Source organism: Sphingomonas sp., from assembly GCF_013816785.1.
GTDB lineage: Bacteria > Pseudomonadota > Alphaproteobacteria > Sphingomonadales > Sphingomonadaceae > Sphingomicrobium.
The window spans coordinates 12,824-29,950 of sequence record NZ_JACDDV010000027.1; the positions used below are offsets into that span (position 1 = coordinate 12,824).

The 17,127-nt window shown below is 65.6% G+C and carries 14 protein-coding genes; 8 read left to right on the plus strand and 6 right to left on the minus strand.

Annotated features, from left to right (window positions below):
- Positions 1-5 precede the first annotated feature (5 nt).
- Both H0W65_RS07210 and H0W65_RS07215 read right to left on the minus strand, forming a co-directional pair.
- Complete coding sequence (locus H0W65_RS07210; protein ID WP_294005898.1) at positions 6-1,523, minus strand: hypothetical protein; 1,518 nt, start codon at positions 1,521-1,523, stop codon at positions 6-8.
- Positions 1,501-2,460, minus strand: coding sequence for an arginase family protein (locus H0W65_RS07215; RefSeq protein ID WP_294005901.1), 960 nt, complete (start codon positions 2,458-2,460; stop codon positions 1,501-1,503). The genes H0W65_RS07210 and H0W65_RS07215 overlap by 23 nt, the downstream gene beginning before the upstream one ends.
- On the opposite strand from H0W65_RS07215, the gene hutI reads away from it, so the two are divergent.
- The 7 genes from hutI to hutH all read left to right on the plus strand — a co-directional run bounded on the left by hutI (position 2,431) and on the right by hutH (position 10,442).
- Positions 2,431-3,636, plus strand: a complete 1,206-nt coding sequence (gene hutI, locus H0W65_RS07220) for an imidazolonepropionase (protein ID WP_294005904.1) — start codon at positions 2,431-2,433, stop codon at positions 3,634-3,636. The two genes, H0W65_RS07215 and hutI, sit on opposite strands and share 30 nt — an antisense overlap.
- 156 nt (positions 3,637-3,792) lie before the next feature.
- On the plus strand, positions 3,793-4,347 hold the full coding sequence (locus H0W65_RS07225) for a hypothetical protein (RefSeq protein ID WP_294005907.1): 555 nt from the start codon (positions 3,793-3,795) through the stop codon (positions 4,345-4,347).
- Positions 4,348-4,487: 140 nt separating this feature from the next.
- Positions 4,488-5,876 (plus strand): M20/M25/M40 family metallo-hydrolase, encoded by a 1,389-nt coding sequence (locus tag H0W65_RS07230; RefSeq protein WP_294005910.1) that lies wholly within the window; start codon positions 4,488-4,490, stop codon positions 5,874-5,876.
- 121 nt (positions 5,877-5,997) lie between these two features.
- The gene (locus H0W65_RS07235) at positions 5,998-6,123 is read left to right on the plus strand and encodes a hypothetical protein (protein WP_294005913.1); all 126 of its coding nucleotides are present in this window, start codon (positions 5,998-6,000) and stop codon (positions 6,121-6,123) included.
- Positions 6,124-6,396: 273 nt separating this feature from the next.
- Complete coding sequence (gene hutU, locus H0W65_RS07240; protein ID WP_294005916.1) at positions 6,397-8,058, plus strand: urocanate hydratase; 1,662 nt, start codon at positions 6,397-6,399, stop codon at positions 8,056-8,058.
- A 176-nt stretch (positions 8,059-8,234) separates the two neighbouring features.
- Complete coding sequence (locus H0W65_RS07245) at positions 8,235-8,786, plus strand: DUF1003 domain-containing protein (protein WP_294005919.1); 552 nt, start codon at positions 8,235-8,237, stop codon at positions 8,784-8,786.
- Between the two features lie 132 nt (positions 8,787-8,918).
- A complete protein-coding gene (gene hutH, locus H0W65_RS07250) occupies positions 8,919-10,442 on the plus strand; it encodes a histidine ammonia-lyase (RefSeq protein ID WP_294005921.1) in 1,524 nt (507 codons plus the stop codon).
- A gap of 60 nt (positions 10,443-10,502) precedes the next feature.
- Here hutH and H0W65_RS07255 read toward each other — a convergent pair whose 3' ends face one another.
- From H0W65_RS07255 to H0W65_RS07270, 4 genes are all read right to left on the minus strand, one after another.
- Positions 10,503-10,910 (minus strand): hypothetical protein, encoded by a 408-nt coding sequence (locus H0W65_RS07255; protein ID WP_294005924.1) that lies wholly within the window; start codon positions 10,908-10,910, stop codon positions 10,503-10,505.
- A gap of 181 nt (positions 10,911-11,091) precedes the next feature.
- On the minus strand, positions 11,092-12,135 hold the full coding sequence (locus tag H0W65_RS07260) for a rod shape-determining protein (RefSeq protein WP_294005927.1): 1,044 nt from the start codon (positions 12,133-12,135) through the stop codon (positions 11,092-11,094).
- 142 nt (positions 12,136-12,277) lie between these two features.
- Positions 12,278-15,577 (minus strand): error-prone DNA polymerase, encoded by a 3,300-nt coding sequence (locus H0W65_RS07265; protein WP_294005929.1) that lies wholly within the window; start codon positions 15,575-15,577, stop codon positions 12,278-12,280.
- A complete protein-coding gene (locus H0W65_RS07270; protein ID WP_294005932.1) occupies positions 15,577-16,650 on the minus strand; it encodes a DNA polymerase Y family protein in 1,074 nt (357 codons plus the stop codon). The genes H0W65_RS07265 and H0W65_RS07270 overlap by 1 nt, the downstream gene beginning before the upstream one ends.
- A 57-nt stretch (positions 16,651-16,707) precedes the next feature.
- Here H0W65_RS07270 and H0W65_RS07275 point away from each other — a divergent pair, with 57 nt between their 5' ends.
- Positions 16,708-17,118: an endonuclease domain-containing protein gene (locus H0W65_RS07275; protein ID WP_294005935.1), complete on the plus strand. Its 411-nt coding sequence runs from the start codon at positions 16,708-16,710 to the stop codon at positions 17,116-17,118.
- The last annotated feature ends 9 nt before the right edge of the window (positions 17,119-17,127 follow it).

The window sequence follows — 17,127 nt, forward strand, 5'->3', positions numbered from 1 at the left end:
CTGCCTCAACGAAACGCTGGCGGCGGTCCCGGCCGCCGCTTGATCGGCAGCCACAGGATCATCGGGCCGGCGCGCCCGATCGGCACGAAACCGGCCTCGACCGCCGCCTGATCGAGCTTCCGCTTCAAAAAAGCGTCGCCGCGATATTCCTCGGGCGCGGCCAGCGTCACGATCGCCGCCGGCGGCTCTTCGCGCAGCGTCGACACCTGGCCAAACGGCATGACATGCCAGCGCCGCGCCTCGTCAGATGAAATCAGGTGCATCGTGCGGAACAGGAAAGGTCCGGTCACGAAGCGACGGTCGACCGGGCGACCGGAGTCAGCGAACCGCTCGGGCACGATCCCCGCGACTGGTCCGCTTACCCCGTGCGCGTCGAGCAGCCGCCGCAACGCCGCCGCATCACGCTCAATCCGAAACGCGGGCAGACCCTCGCGCAGCGCATGGACGACGCCGACGCTGGTCTCGGCGAGGCCCGCCACCGCCGTTCCCGCCAACAGCAGCTTGCCGTACCACGCCAACGGCTGACGGCGGTCGAGTGCCATCCCGAGGCACAGGAACAGCGGCGGAAGAGCCGGGACCCAATATTGCAGGTGGGTCGGGTTGGGGAGGAAGGCGGCGACTATGCTGGCCGCCAGCAGCAGTGCGAAGATCGTCATGCTCGCTCGTTCCGCTGCTTGCCACGGCCGCGCGCGCCATGCGGCAACGCCGCAGATCAGCAACGCGGCAAGCATCGGTCCGTACAGCCCATTGCGCAGGAATTTGACGACATGACCCGTGCCCAGCGCGCCCGTCCGCCCGGTCGCGCCATACCATTCCCGCGGCGCCTCGACGGCATAGCGGATCACCTCGAACCAAAAGGCATCCGGCGCCAGCAACGCGAGGATCGCGACGAACGCCGTCGGAACCGCGAATCCGCCGATCAGCGGAGCCAGCGGCAGCCGCTCTTTCACATCGCGCGGTCCAGCCACGGCCATCGCCATCAGCGCCGCAGCCGGGATCGCGTAGCTGATCTTCGCCGCCGCCGCCGATCCCAGCAGCAGCGCCGCCAAGGCCACATTGCGCGGCTTCTGCGGCCCGGCAAGCAAGGCGAGGGAAGCGCAAAATAGCAGCGCCGGCAGCGCATCGTTGCGCGCCACGGCCGCCGCGAGCAGCAACGGCGCGCTCAGCGTCATCAGCCCGGCCGCGATCCACGCCGCCTTGTCGCCCACGCCGGCCCGCTTCAGCGCGACCCACAGCAACAGGATCGCCCCCGCCCCGCAGGCCGCATTGACCAGCCTCAGGGCGACGAACAAATGATGCGGAAACAGCGCGGCCAGCGGCGCGAACAACATCGGCTGCAACGGCGTCTGCAAATAGGCGAAGTCGCGGTAAGGCAGCCCGGTCAACGCGAGCTGGGTCGCGGCAATATATTGGCTCTCGTCATGGTTGAGCTCGCGCATCATCGCGAACGCCGAGAGCAGCGCAAACAGCATTAGCGCGACCGCGACCCGTCGCGCTGTCTTAGTCGCGGTCACGCGACTCATATCCGGCGATACATTCGGCGACCCACCGCGCGGCGACCAGCGCGGAGAGGTCGGTTGGATCGAGCGGCGGATCCCATTCGGTCAAGTCGATCAGACGGACGTTGGGGTCGGCCGCGAGCAATCGCACCGCGGCGAAGAAATCATGCGCAGCCATTCCGCCCGGCCGCGCGCCCGGCGCCCCCGGCAATTGGCCTCGGTCGATCACGTCGATGTCGCAATCGACGACGATCGCCTCGGTATGCGCGACATGCGCCAGTGCAGCGGCGACCGCCGCTCCGATCCCGCCGCGCCGAACTTCGCCGATGCTCACCACCAGATGGCCGCCGTCGATCGCATCGCGATGCATCGCCGCCGAATTGGCGAAGCTCGCCAGCCCGACCTGGGCGATGTTGCGACCCGGCAAGCCGTCCTCTCGCAGCGCCCGCACCGGGTTGCCGTTGCTCAGGCCCTCATCGGTCTCGCGCAGGTCGAAATGGGCGTCGAGGGTGATCAACCCGAGCCGTTCTAGCGGGATGCCCAACGCATGCACTCCCGGGCGCGTGACCGCATTATTGCCCCCGACCAGCAGCGTCAGTTCGTCCCGTGCGACGCTTGCCGCGCAGGCGTCGCGGATCGGCGCGGTGGCTTGCTCGATGCTCATCCCGCCGATCGCCACATCGCCATAATCGGCGATCCGCGTCGCCAGCTCGCGCCCGGTCTCGACGTCGTAGCGCCCGATCCGCCTGAGCGTCGCGCGCAGCAGCGCCGGCGCGAGGTCACATCGCCCCGGCGTCACCGATCCCGCGCTGAGCGGCGCGCCGACCATGCCGATCGGGGCCTCGGCGTTCGCGTCGACCAGCAGGTCGGTCAGATTGGGCCAGCTCATCGGCTTGACGACTAGCATTGCCGCCGCCCATTGCCACTCCCCATGTGGGACCGCCTGATCACCGACTGCCATGTCGCGACCTTGGTCGCGGAGCCGGGCAATCCGTTGGGGCTGTTCCCCAACGCCGCGATCGGCATCGTCGACGGCCGCATCGTCCGCGTCGGCAAGCGCGCCGAACTCGCCGGCTTTCGTGCCAGGGAAGTGGTCGCGCTCGGCGGCGCCTGGATCACTCCGGGCCTGATCGACTGCCACACTCACCTCGTCTTCGGCGGCACCCGCGCCAACGAACACGCGATGCGCCGCGCCGGCGCCTCTTATGAGGAGATCGCCAACGCCGGCGGCGGCATCGCCTCGACCGTCGCTGACACCAAAGCCGCCTCGGCGGACGAGCTGCGCGACAGCGCGCGGCGCCGCCTCCACGCGCTCATGGCCGGCGGCGTGACCACGATCGAAATCAAGTCGGGCTACGGCCTCGACACCGCGTCGGAAATCCGCCTGCTCAACACGGCGAAAGCGATCGGCCGCGACGAGGCGGTCCGCATTGTCCCGACCCTGCTCGCGCTCCATGCACTGCCACCCGGCGAGGATCGCGACGCCTATGTCAAAATGGTCGCGGAAGAAATGATCCCGGCAGTCGCCCGCGCCGGCATTGCCACCAGCGTCGATGCCTTTTGCGAGACCATCGCCTTCACTCCGGCCGAGGTCGAGCGCATCTTCGTCGCCGCCCGCGCCAATGGCCTGTCCGTCCGCCTTCATGCCGAGCAATTGTCGAACCAGCACGGCGCCGCGCTCGCCGCCAGCTACAAGGCACTGTCCGTCGACCACCTCGAGCATCTCGATGCACTCGGCGCCCGCGCGATGGCCTCGGCCGGTACCGTCGCTGTGCTGCTCCCCGGCGCCTATTATGCGCTGCAGGAGACCAGGAAGCCGCCGGTTCAGCTGCTGCGCGACCAAGGCGTGCCGATCGCCATCGCCACCGATTGCAACCCTGGTACATCGCCGCTGCTGAGTCCAACGCTGGCGATCAACATGGCGTGCACCCTGTTTGGTCTGACCCCCGAGGAAGCGATTGCCGGCATGACCATCAACGCCGCCCGCGCCCTCGGTCTCGCCCACGACATCGGCACGATCGAGGCCGGCAAGGCCGCCGACCTGTGCGTGTGGCGGATCGATCAAATCAATGAGCTTGCCTATTGGATCGGCTTGCCCGGTCCAGAAAGAAGGATTTATGCCGGCGTCGATCGCTAGGTCCTTCGCGGGCGTGGCCGCGCTGGCGGCGTGGGCCGGGCTGGTCATTCAATTATCGCGCCGGCAGGCTTGTTCAATCCTCATCGCGGCTTACTATTCAACGTGGGAAATCGGCGGCGGGTTGCTAAGAGCCACGCGGCATTCGGGGGATGGTAGATGGCGCACAAGTTGATGGTCGGCGGCATTGCGGCTGCGGTGCTGCTATCGTCGCCCGTCGGAGCACAGGTTGATCGCACGGCCACCATTTACAGCCATGGCCATTATCAAGGTGCCCAGCGCAGTTTTCCAGGGCCCACACAGTTGGGATCGCCCTGGGTTATGAAGAGCGTCAAGCTTCCGGCCGGCTCGGCGTGGGAATTTTGCAGCGGCCATAGCTTCTCCGGATGCCGCCAGATCAGCGCTTCGACGCCGGCGATGGTGATGACAGTGCGATCCGCGCGCCCGGTCGGGGCCGTGATCCCGGCGAGCGCTACGCCGGCGGCGGGCGTCCTCCCCGGCGGGCAGTCGCTGCGCGGCATGGCCAGCGAGTATTTCGTCGCGCCGGCCGATGGCCAGGTCCGAATTCAGGTACCGGAGGGGACAGCAGAAGCGGGATCGCGCCGGGCCAACGAGTTCTGCCGGGCGCATGGCTGGCGCTCATCGGTGTATCAGCGTCTTCAGTCGATCGGCGGCGTGCTTTACCTTGCCGACTTGTTGTGCGCGGACAGTTAGCAACGCGCCCCGATCCAGCGCCCGACGACATGTGCGGACGGGATGGCCGACGGGGATCGACTATTATCTCACTCTCTTGAAAGACCTCAGCGACTGAGTCTGTGATGAGGGTGACTCTCCATATTATCAGAGGAACGACGATGATTGGATTACTGGTTGGTCTCGCCGCGGCTGCTGCTCAGGAGACACCTAAGATTGCCGCGCCTGAACATCCCCAGGCAGAAGCACAAGCTTTGGACCTTGCCAAAAGGGCGATCTCGCTGCGATCGGTCGCCGGACCCGGCAATCAGACGCCGCAGGTCGCGGCGCTGTTCAAGTCGGCACTGGTCGCGGGCGGCTTTGCCGCTGAGGATATCGAGGTCACTCCGGTCGACGACACGGCATACATCATCGCGCGCTGGCGGGGCAGCGACCCGTCGCTCAAGCCGCTGGTCATTTCGGGTCACATGGACGTGGTTGAAGCCAAACGCGAGGATTGGCAGCGCGACCCCTTCACGCCGATCGTGGAGGATGGCTTCCTTTACGGCCGCGGCGCGACCGACATGAAATTCGACAGCGCCCTGGCTATCGCCTCGCTGATCGAGCTCAAGCGCCAGGCCTATGTCCCCAAGCGCGACATCATCATCGAATTCTCGGGCGACGAAGAAACAACCATGAAGACCAGCGCCATGATCGCCGAGAAGCTGGCCAATGCCGACCTCGTGCTCAACATCGATGGCGGCAATGGTACGCTCAACGAACAGACCGGGGCGCCCGAATATTTCAGCTGGCAAGGCGCGGAGAAAACCTACGCCGATTATGAGCTGACCGTGACCAGCCCCGGCGGTCACTCGTCGAGGCCGCGCCGGGACAATGCCATCAATATACTGTCCGCCGCGCTGGTGAGGATCGACAAGTATCGCTTCAAGCCAGAGGTCAGCCCGCTCATGCGCGCCTATTTCAAGGGTGCAGCGGCCTATGAGCCGCCCAAGACGGGCGCTGCCATGCGCGCCTTCGCCGCCAATCCCGCCGACCAGAAAGCGATCGAAACGCTGGCGGCCGACCCGGCACTCGTCGGAGGGATCGGCACGACCTGCGTCACCACGATGATCAATGGCGGGCATGCGCCGAACGCACTCCCTCAGCGCGTAACCGCCAACATCAATTGCCGCATCTATCCCGGCCATAAGCCGACCGACATCATGGCTGAGCTCAAGCGCGTGGCGGCCGAACCGGCGATGACGATCAAATATCTTCCCGCTGGCTCGGTGGCGACCGACGCCTCGCCGATGCGCACCGATTTCATCGCCGCTGTGACCAAGGGGATGAACGCGGTCTATCCCGGCGTTCCCGTGTTCCCGAGCATGGCGGCTGGGGCCAGCGACAGCATGTGGTTCCGCCACCTCAACGTGCCCAGCTATGGCGCCAGTCCCGTGTTCATCAAGGGGTCGGAGGACTTCAGTCACGGGCTCAACGAGCGCGACCGGCTCTCCAACATCCGTCCCGCGATCAATTACTACCTCATCGTCGTCCGAGAGCTAAGCGACTGAAGGTGGAGGCGTCGAGTTAGTGATCTTAGTCATATCAACGAACACCGCCGGCTCTTGCCAGGGATGAGCGTTGAGAAGGCCATCGAGGACTCGGTCGAGGAGACTGTCGTCGCGCGGAATCATGAACTCGAGCCGTACGGTCGGCACCTGCTCGATCTTCCCGATTTCCCCGACGGTCGGGCTGGCCCCAGCGCGGGGCTCGAACTGCTCGGTCCCGACGCTGCTCCACCATGCCGACTTGTCGTAAGGACCGTAGCTGAGGGGCGCTTGTTCAATTATCGCACGCAATAGCTCGTCCAGGTGACTAGGCGGAATGAAGGTCGTGATTCTATATGCGTCCTGCAATTTCATGGTCGATCCTAATGCGCGCGGGGCGATCAATTTAGCTCTAGCCCGAACCCTAGCCCTTTGTAGCGCCAACGTTTCGATCACGCTCGGCCACGCCTATGGCGGCTAGCGTATCTTGGGCTGGGCGCCGGATGCGGCTAGGGCAAGTCGTTAAGAATAGTTCGGAGCCGTTGTGACTGATCCACGCCTCGACAACAGCCGCCATATCCGGGCCCGCCGCGGGCCCGATATCAAGGCCAAAAGCTGGTTCACCGAAGCGGCGGTCCGAATGCTTCAGAACAATCTCGACGACGAGGTGGCGGAAAATCCGCAATCGCTGGTCGTTTACGGCGGCATCGGCCGCGCCGCGCGCAACTGGGCCTGTTACGACAAGATCGTCGAGACGCTCGAGCGGTTAAACGAGAACGAGACCCTGCTCGTCCAGTCGGGCAAGCCGGTCGGCGTCTTCCGCACGCACAAGGACGCACCGCGCGTGCTCATCGCCAACTCTAACTTGGTGCCCAAATGGGCCAATTGGGAAGTGTTCAACCAGCTCGATCGCGCCGGGCTGATGATGTACGGCCAGATGACCGCGGGCAGCTGGATTTACATCGGCACGCAGGGCATCGTCCAAGGCACGTTCGAGACCTTCGCCGAAATGGGCCGCCAGCATTATGGCGGCGATCTGAAGGGCAAATGGATCCTCACCGCCGGCCTTGGCGGGATGGGCGGCGCGCAGCCGCTCGCGGCGGTCATGGCCGGCGCTCACTGTATCGCGGTGGAAGTTCAGGAATCGTCGATCGAGAAACGTCTCGCTACCCGTTACCTCGATCGTAGCGCGCGTTCGATCGACGAGGCACTGCAGATTATTCAAGATGCTACCGAGCCAACCTCGGTCGGCTTGCTCGGCAATGCGGCGGAAATCCTGCCGGAGATGGTCGCCCGAGGCATCCGCCCCGACGCGGTCACTGATCAGACCAGCGCCCACGATCCCGCCAACGGCTATTGCCCCGCGGGCTGGAGCGTCGCAAAATGGACCGAGATGCGCGAGCGCGATCCCGCCGCCGTCGCTGCCGCCGCCCGCGCCTCGATGGCCAAGCACGTCGAGGCGATGCTCGCCTTCAAGGCGATGGGCATTCCGACCTTCGACTATGGCAACAACATCCGCCAGGAAGCCAAGGACGCTGGCGTCGCCCACGCCTTCGACTTCCCCGGCTTCGTTCCCGCTTACGTCCGCCCGCTCTTTTGCCGTGGCATCGGCCCGTTCCGCTGGGTCGCGCTGTCGGGCGATCCCGGGGACATTTACCGCACCGACCAACGGGTCAAGGAACTGATCCCCGACGATCCGCACCTCCACCGCTGGCTTGACATGGCGCGTCAGCGGATCGCCTTCCAGGGCTTGCCCGCGCGCATCTGCTGGGTCGGCCTTGGCCAGCGCCACCGCCTCGGCCTCGCCTTCAACGAAATGGTCAGGAACGGCGAAGTCAGCGCCCCGATCGTCATCGGCCGCGACCATCTCGACAGCGGCAGCGTCGCCTCGCCCAACCGCGAGACCGAGGCGATGAAGGACGGCTCCGACGCGATCAGCGACTGGCCGCTGCTCAATGCGCTGCTCAACACCGCATCGGGCGCGACCTGGGTCTCACTCCACCACGGCGGCGGCGTCGGCATGGGCTATTCGCAGCACGCCGGCATGGTGATCGTCGCCGATGGCACCGACGATGCCGCCCGCCGCCTCGGGCGCGTCCTCTGGAACGACCCCGCCACTGGTGTCATGCGGCATGCCGATGCGGGGTATGAAATCGCGATAGAGTGCGCGCGGGAAGAAGGCCTCGACCTACCAATGGCCCTATAGTCTGCTCACCTACGCTAGGAATGGCGGTTCTCGTCCGTGACGGCTTCCCATCGTCTGTCCGCACTCGACTGTTCGCGGACATCCGGTCCCTTAAGAGCCCGTTCGCTCGCGATGTGCGTTCTTGAACCAGGATGGGCCGTCGCTGTGGGCAGGCGCGGCTCGTGGAGGACGAAGCAGTGACCGATGATGCCAAGTCAGATCAGGACGCCGGCCAGGCGGTACCGGCCCACGTCGAAGATACGGTGCGGGCGGTTGCCCGCTTCCACGCTACGCATCACGCCGATGCGAGTGCTCTACAGCGCCTGATCGAGCAGGCTACCAGACGTGCGGGCAGGCCGGCATTCATCACCTTGCTGACAGTGTTGGTTGTGAGTTGGATAGCGCTCAACCTGGGCCTGATGGCCTTCGGGCGCACACCGATCGATGCGCCTCCGTTTTTTTGGTTACAGGGCGCCGTGGCTCTGGCGGCTTTGTACATGACGATCTTCATTCTCTCGACGCAACGCCGCGAGGACAAGCTGGCCGGACTGCGCGACCAGCTTACACTTGAGCTATCGATCCTTAGCGAGCAAAAATCGGCCAAGATCATAGGGCTCCTGGAAGAGCTGCGGCGAGACGATCCGAATATATCCGACAGGCCGGATGAGCATGCCGACGCGCTCTCTACACCTGCCGATCCCAACGTCGTGCTGGAGGCGCTCAAGGACACACAGGAACCCCTGCCCTGATTTCACGGAGTGCCGAACGCCAAATGTTGTTGGCCGGGGCCCCGCGGTGAGAGCAACCTTCCGTTTCTACCCATAGCGGAATTTCGCGTCTCGGCTGGTCGATGCAGCGCAAATCTCCTAGACGCGCGAGCGATGACTCTGACCCTCAACCCCGAAGCCATCGACCTCGCCGCCCTGCGCCAGTTGTGGCAGGGCACCGCCTTCACTCTTGACGATGCCAGCCTCGACCGCATCCGCGCTTCCGCCGCCTCGGTCGAACGGATCGTCGCTGGCGGCGAGACGGTTTACGGCGTCAACACCGGCTTCGGCCTGCTCGCCAACACCCGCATCCCGCCCGACCGGCTGGCCGAGCTTCAGCGCAACCTGATCCTATCGCACAGCTGCGGGCTCGGCGAGCCACTGCCGCGCCACGTCGCCCGGTTGATGATCGCGCTCAAGATCGTCGGCGTCGGCCGCGGCTATTCCGGCGTCCGCCCGGCCGTCATAGATGCGCTCCAGGCGCTCCTCACCCACGACGCCATTCCCGTCATCCCCAGCCAGGGCAGCGTCGGCGCCTCGGGCGATCTCGCCCCGCTCGCGCACATGACCGCCGCTTGCATGGGTGAGGGTTGGATCGACCTCGGCGGCGAAAAACTTCGCGCCGGGGACGTACTCGTCCGCCTCAACCTCGAACCGCTGACGCTCGGCCCCAAAGAAGGCCTTGCTCTGATCAACGGCACCCAAGCCTCAACCGCGATCGCCCTCGACGCTTTGTTCATGGCCGAACGCGTGTTCTGGGCGGCGATCGGCGCGGGCGCGCTGTCGGTCGATGCGCTGAAGGGCAGCGTCAAGCCGTTCGACAAGCGCATCTCCGACGTGCGGGGCCAACCCGGTCAAATCGCCGCTGCCGCCGCCACCCGCGACCTTCTCGACGGCAGCGAGATCGTCGCCAGCCACCACCGCTGCGGTCGGGTCCAGGATCCCTACAGCTTCCGCTGCCAGCCGCAGGTGATGGGCGCCGCGCTCGACCTGCTCACCAACGCTGCCCGCACCTTGGAGATCGAGGCGGGCGCCGTCACCGACAATCCGATCGTGTTCGAAGGAGCGGATGGTTCTGGGGACATCGCCATCTCCGGCGGCAATTTCCATGCGCAGCCGGTCGCCTTTGCCGCCGACATCATCTCGATGGCGCTATGCGAGATCGGTTCGCTCAGCGAACGCCGCACGTCCGTCCTGGTCGACCCCAAGATGAGCGGGCTCCCAGCGTTCCTGACCGACGACGGCGGGGTCAATTCGGGGCTGATGATCCCGCAAGTCACCGCCGCCGCTTTGGTCAGCGAGAACAAGAGCCTCGCTTTCCCGATCAGCGTCGACTCTATTCCGACTTCGGCGGGTCAGGAGGACCATGTCTCGATGGCGCCCATCGCCGCTCGGAAGGCCGCGACCATCGCCCGCAACGCCGCGGGCATCATCGCCGTCGAGCTAATCGCGGCGGCGCAAGGCGTCGATTATCACGCGCCGTTGAAGACGAGCGCGAAACTTCAACAGCTTCACGCCAAGGTCCGCACCCTATCGCCTCACCTTGAGACCGACCGCTACTGGGCCGACGAAATGGCTGCGCTCCAGGCGGCGGTGCTGGCGGGGGAGATCGGGGACTCAATGTCGATGCGAGCTTAGCGAAGCAATCCCGCCGAGGCGTGGATTGCCGCGTCGCTGCGCTCGCAATGACAAGGATTCCTACTTCTCGCCGACCATCGACAGATATTCCGCCGTCGTCATCGGTCCGCGCACGAAGGTGTCGGTGTGGCTGCTGATATATTTCCTCAACTCCAATCCGCCGCGCATCGTGTTGACGCCCATCTTCCTTCCCGCCGCGTCGAACGCCGCGTCCTGCGCTTCGCTGGTCACCGGATTGATCACCAGATAATCCCAGCTGTCGCCGTCGGTGTGGGCATAAAGCTGGCCCTTGGCGATTCCCGCCGCCGTTGAAATCCGGTCCTGCTGATCCATCCATTTGAGGAAATTCGCCTGTTGGCCGGGCGCGACATGATAGATGGCGATGATCGCCTTGCCCGGTTCGGCCGCGGCCGGCGTGGCGATGAGGCTCAGTGCGGCCGCCGCCGCCAGGCATGCAAATTTAATCATGATGTCACCCCTTGTCTGGGCACCGCTCGCGCCCGCTTCGACCTGCCCCCTGGCAGTCCGGCTGTTCTTCCACGTGAGACGCGTCTCATGAAGAGATCAACACATGTGCTTAACGGTAATTAAACAAAAACGCCAATGCTCAATGAAAATCCCGCGACTTGGGAATGCAGCTCGACCGCCGCTAGACCGAATAGAGCACGCCGCGATACTCCGGATCCTCGAGCGCGCGGCCGGCGCCGAGAGCGACGCAGTTCAGCGGATTATCGGCAATCCGGACGGGCAACCCGGTCTCGTCGGCGAGGACGGTGTCGATTTCGCGCAGCAGCGACCCACCCCCGGTCATGACGATGCCTTCGTCGATGATATCGGCGGCGATCTCGGGCGCAGTGTTCTCGAGTGCCTGGCGGACCGCGTGGACAATCTGGCCGACCGGCTCGCTCAGCGCTTCGGTCAGGCCTGTTTGGGTGATTTCGATCTCCCTCGGCACGCCCCGGGCGACGTCACGACCGCGGATGAGAACCGCCGCCGCCGCCTGTCCATCGGGGATTCGCGCGCTGCCGACCTCTTTCTTGACCCGCTCGGCGGTGGCATCGCCGATCAGCAGGTTATGATTGCGGCGGACGTAGGAAGAGATCGCCTCGTCCATCTTGTCGCCGCCGACGCGGACGGACATGCTGTAGGTCATCCCGCGCAGCGAGATGACGCCGACCTCGGTCGTACCGCCGCCGATATCCACCACCATCGATCCCTTGGGCTCGATCACCGGTACATTGGCGCCGATCGCCGCGGCCATTGGCTCGTCGATCAGCCACACACGGCGCGCGCCCGCGTTCGATACGGCGTCGCGGATTGCACGCCGCTCGACCTGGGTTGATCCCGACGGCACGCAGATCGCGATCTCGGGCCCGCCGAACAGCCGCTTTCGCCCGCCGCTGGCCTTCTGAATGAAATGTTTGATCATCTGTTCGGCGACCTCGAGGTCGGCGATGACGCCGTTGCGCAGCGGCCGGATGGTTTTGATATAATCGGGGGTCTTGCCCATCATCAGCTTGGCGTCGCCGCCCACCGCGCGAACACGCCTTGTCCCGTTGACGATTTCCATCGCCACGACCGAAGGCTCGTTGAGCACGATGCCGCGGTCGCGCAGGTAAACGACCGTATTGGCCGTTCCCAGATCGATCGCCAGGTCCGTCGAAGCGAATTTGAGATAGTCGGCGAGTGCCATGCTTTAATTGATTCTTCCGAAAAAGGGCTGCCGCGCCGCCGCCTGGGCTTCGCAGCAGACTCTTGTCTGGCAAGGGCTTAAACATCGGGCAGGCTAATTGGCTGCGCTCGCTGCCAACACAGTAGGGCCATTGCTGTCGGGCTCAATGAAAATCGCGGCTTTTGGGTATGCAGTTCACGTCCCTCGGATGCCCGGGGGTTGGCGCCTTCCAGCTACCACCGCCATCGCCCTGGTTGAGGGTCGATGGCATCGCCTCTTCGCTCAAGCTCCGCAGCATCGTCGTGTCGTCCTCCAGCCGCGCGGCGACGACATGGATCACATCCTCATTCTTCTGGACCACGCCATGCACAACCATCAGCCGCGCGCCCATCACGACCCTGCGCTGCGCCGCAAACACATCGGGCCAGACGACCAGGTTGGCGATCCCGGTCTCATCCTCCAGCGTGATGAAGCACACCCCCTTGGCGCTTCCCGGCCGCTGGCGGATCAGGACGAGGCCGGCCAGGCTGACACGGCGGCCGTTGCGCAGATCGCGCAATTGATGGGCCAGGACGAACCCGCGCGGCGCATAATGTTCACGCAGGAAGGTCAGCGGATGTGCTTTTAGGGAAAGCCGCGTGGTCTGGTAGTCGCTAACGACATGCTCGCTAAGCGGCATCGCCGGCAGTCGCACCTGCTCGACCTCCCATCCTTCGTCGCGCGCCTCGGCGTGAGCGAACAGTGGCAAATCGGGCGAGCCCTTGAGCGCCCGCGCGTCCCACAACGCTCCGCGCCGATCCATCTTGATCGACCGGAACCCATCTGCCTCCGCCAGCCGCTCGATCGCCGCGACGCCCGCGCCCGAGCGGTTCTTCAAGTCCTCGACAGTAGCGTAAGGCGTGTCCCCCCGAGCCGCGACGATCCGCGTCGCCGCATTCAGCCGAAGCCCCTCGACCTGGCGAAGGCCTAACCTCAAGATTCTCCCCTCCCGCTCGCGGGAGGGGAGTTCAAGCGTGCAATCCCAGTCGGAATGATTGACATCCACCCCCCGCACCTCGACCCCATGTTCCCTTGCATCGCGGACGATCTGCGCCGGCGCGTAAAAACCCATTGGCTGCGAGTTCAAAAGCGCGGCCGCGAACGCCGCTGAATATTTCCATTTGATCCAGCTCGACACGTAGACCAGGTGGGCGAAGCTCGCCGAGTGGCTTTCGGGGAAGCCATATTCCCCGAACCCCTTGATCTGGTCGAAGCAGCGTTGAGCGAACTCGGGGTCGTAGCCGCGCGTCACCATCCGCCCGACCATTTTGTCCTGCAGCAAGGAAATATCGCCGCGTGAGCGGAAGGTCGCCATCGCCTTGCGCAGCTGGTTGGCCTCGTCCGGGCTGAACCTGGCCGCGTCGAGCGCGATCTTCATCGCCTGCTCCTGGAAGATTGGGACGCCCAGCGTGCGCCCCAGGATTTTTTCCAGCTCGTCGGCTGGGCCATGATCGGGTGAGGGGCAGGGAAAGGTCACTGGCTCCTTCCCCGAGCGCCGCCTGAGGTAAGGGTGGACCATGTCGCCTTGGATCGGCCCTGGCCGGACGATCGCCACCTCGATCACCAGGTCGTAGAAGCAGCGCGGCTTCAATCGCGGCAGCATGTTCATTTGCGCCCGGCTCTCGACCTGGAACACGCCGAGCGAGTCCCGCTTGCACAGCATGTCGTAAACCTGCGGCACTTCGCGCGGGACGGTGGCAAGGTCGAACCGCTCGCCATGATGCTGCTCGATCAGGTCGAATGCTTTCCGGATGCAGGTCAGCATACCGAGCGCCAGCACATCGATCTTGAGGATGCCCAATTCCTCGATATCGTCCTTGTCCCATTCGATGAAGGTGCGGTCATCCATCGCGCCGTTGCCGACCGGCACCGTCTCGGTCAGCGGGCGCTCGGTCAGGATGAAACCGCCGACATGCTGCGACAAATGGCGCGGCATTCCGATCAGCTGCCGTGCCAACTTGATCGTCCGGCGCAGATGCGGGTCGGAAAAATCGAGCCCCGCCTCGCCGATCCGCTCTTCCTCGATGTCGGCCTCCATGCTGCCCCAGTGCGAGCTGGCGATCGCCGAGGTGACGTCTTCGGACAGCCCCATCACCTTGCCGACCTCGCGGATCGCCGAGCGCGGGCGGTAATGGATCACCGTCGCCGCGATCCCCGCCCGGTCGCGGCCATATTTCTGATAGATGTGCTGGATCACTTCCTCGCGCCGCTCATGTTCGAAATCGACGTCGATGTCGGGCGGCTCCTTGCGCTCCTCGCTGATGAAGCGCTCGAACAACAGGCTGTTGGTCGATGGGTCGACCGCGGTGATCCTCAGGCAGTAACAGACCGCGCTGTTGGCCGCCGACCCGCGCCCCTGGCACAGGATCGGCGGCTCCAATGAGCGCGCGAAGGCGACGATGTCGTGGACCGTCAGAAAGTATCGCGCGAAATCGAGCTTCGCGATCAGCTTCAGCTCATGCTTCAATTGCTTCACGATCGCCGGCGGCACGCCCTCGGGCCAGCGCCGCGACGCTCCAACCCAGGTCAGATGCTCGACCTGGCGCTGCGGCGTGCGCCCCTCGGGCACGCTCTCGCGCGGATATTCGTAGCGAAGCTCGTCGAGCGAGAAATCGAGCGCGTCGGCGAAGTCGCGCGTCGCGGCGATCGCGTGCGGCCAGCGCGCGAACAGCCGCATCATCTCCGCCGGGCCCTTCAAATGCCGCTCGGCATTGGGGTTGAGCAGATAGCCCGCGGTGCCTAGCGTCACCTTCTCGCGGATGCAGGCCATCACGTCCTGCAACGGCCGCCGGCTCGCTTCATGATAATGAACGTCATTGGTCGCCAGGATGCTCAAGCCATGCGCCTTGGCCATCCTGTCCAACCGCTCGATCCGCGCCAGATCGTCGCCGCGATAATGATGCGCCGCCGCGACCTGCCGCATCCCTGGCAGCGCTTCGACCAGCGAGGGCAACGCCGCCTCGAACTCGTCGAAATTGTCGTCGGGCATGGCGATGAAGGCGATTCCCTCGGCATGGAGCGCGGCTTCGGACAGGGTCAGGTCGCACTCGCCCTTGTCGCACCGCATCTTGCCCAGACTCAGCAGCCGCGACAGCCGCCCGTACGCCTCGCGATCCTTCGGGTAAGCGAGAAGGGAAGGGCAATCGACCAGGTCCAGCCGGCACCCAATCAGCGGGCGCAACCCCGCCCCCTTGGCCGCGCTGTGCATCCGCACCACCCCGGCCAGCGTGTTGCGGTCGGCCACGCCGATCGCATCCATGCCGAGATCGAGCGCGATCAGCGCCAGCTCGATCGCATCCGACGCTCCGCGCAAAAACGAGAAGGGCGTCGTCACCCCCAGCTCGACGAAGGCGCTCGGCGGAATCGCTTCGACCGGTCCGTCGCGGACCAGCTTCTTGCGGGCGAAAGATGAAGTTTCGGGCATCAGCCGAACAGCCCGTGGACAAACCACGCCGGATCGCCGCCACGGCCATCGCCGTGCAGCCCTTCGCGGAAAATCCAGAAGCGCCGCCCGTCGCGGTCCTCGACCCGGTAATAATCGCGCAGCCGCGCATTGCCCCGCGCGCGCCACCATTCGGGCGAAATCCGCTCGGGTCCCTCGGCGCGGGTCACGTCATGCACCTTGCGTCGCCAGGTGAACCGCCGCGGCAGGCCTTCGGGGGTCGCATAAATCACCCCGATCGCCTCGGGCGTGTCGAGCAGGTGGTGGGGGCGGGGCGCTAAATCCCCCTTCCGCAAGCGGGAGGGTTTAGGGGAGGGTCTGTTCTTGGCTGGAAGGGGCAGCCCCTCCCCCCGACCCCCTCCCGCCTGCGGGAGAGGGAGTATCCCCACGCGCCATCCGCTCGCCCTTTCCGGCACATGGCTCGCGCGCGCCTTGGGCCGGCGCACCTTGTCCGCGCCCAGCTTGACGCTCAGCCGGTCAACCAGCCGCGCTACCTCGAGTCCCGGCGGCGCTCCGCCGATCAGCCCGTCTTGCATTGCCCCCAGCGGCTCGCACCAGCTCGCCTCGAGCACGAACGCGTCGAACCCGAACCCCGGATCGAGCATGCCCGCCTTGTCGGCCAGCAGCCGCCGCAAATGACCCGCCTCGCGCGTCGCCAGCGCGGTCGAGGCCGCCACCGCGACCACCTCGCCGTCGACCCGGTAGCCGGCCAGCAACAGCCGCCGCACACCGAGCTTGCGCGCCTCCAATTGTCCGGTCAGCCCGGCCAGCAGCTGATCGAGCGCCTGCATTGCCGCCTCGGGATGCACGACCGGCTCGGCCAGCCGGAGCAGGGCACGCGGCGGCGACTCGTAGGGCGCCGCGCTGAGCGGCTCTGGCAACCGTCCCAGCATCCGGTCGAGCGCATCGATCGGGTTGTCCGCCTCCCGAAACCGTCGGGCGAGGCTGCGGCGGGGAACGCCGGCGAGCGCGCCGATGGTCTTGAGGCCAAGCCGGTTGAGGGTGTGGGTGACGGTGGCAGGCAGGCGCAGCGCAGCGATGGGGAGGGAGGCCAAATCCCTCTCCCCTTGAGGGAGAGGGAAGGAGCCGCGAAGCGGCGGGAGGGTGAGGCCGTGAAGACCTACGATCGCGCCCGCACCGGCGCCTCGCTCCGCGCCCGCCAATTGCGCGGCGATGCAACCGACGCTGAGAAACTGCTGTGGCGCGCGCTCCGCGAGAAATTGGGCGCGTTCAAGTGGCGGCGTCAGATGCCGATCGGCCCTTACTTCGCCGATTTCGCCTGTTATGCGGAGCGGGTCGTCATCGAACTCGACGGTGGCCAGCACAGCCCCGAGGTCGATGCCGTCCGCACCCGCTTCATCGAGGCCCAGGGCTACCGCCTGCTGCGCTTCTGGAACAACGATGTCATGGGCAATGCTGAGGCAGTGCTCGACACTACCGCCGCCGCTCTATCGCCCTCACCCTCCCAGCCGATGGCTGGCCCCCTCCCTCTCCCGGTGGGAGAGGGGAAGATCGGAGTCTGACCATGCCCC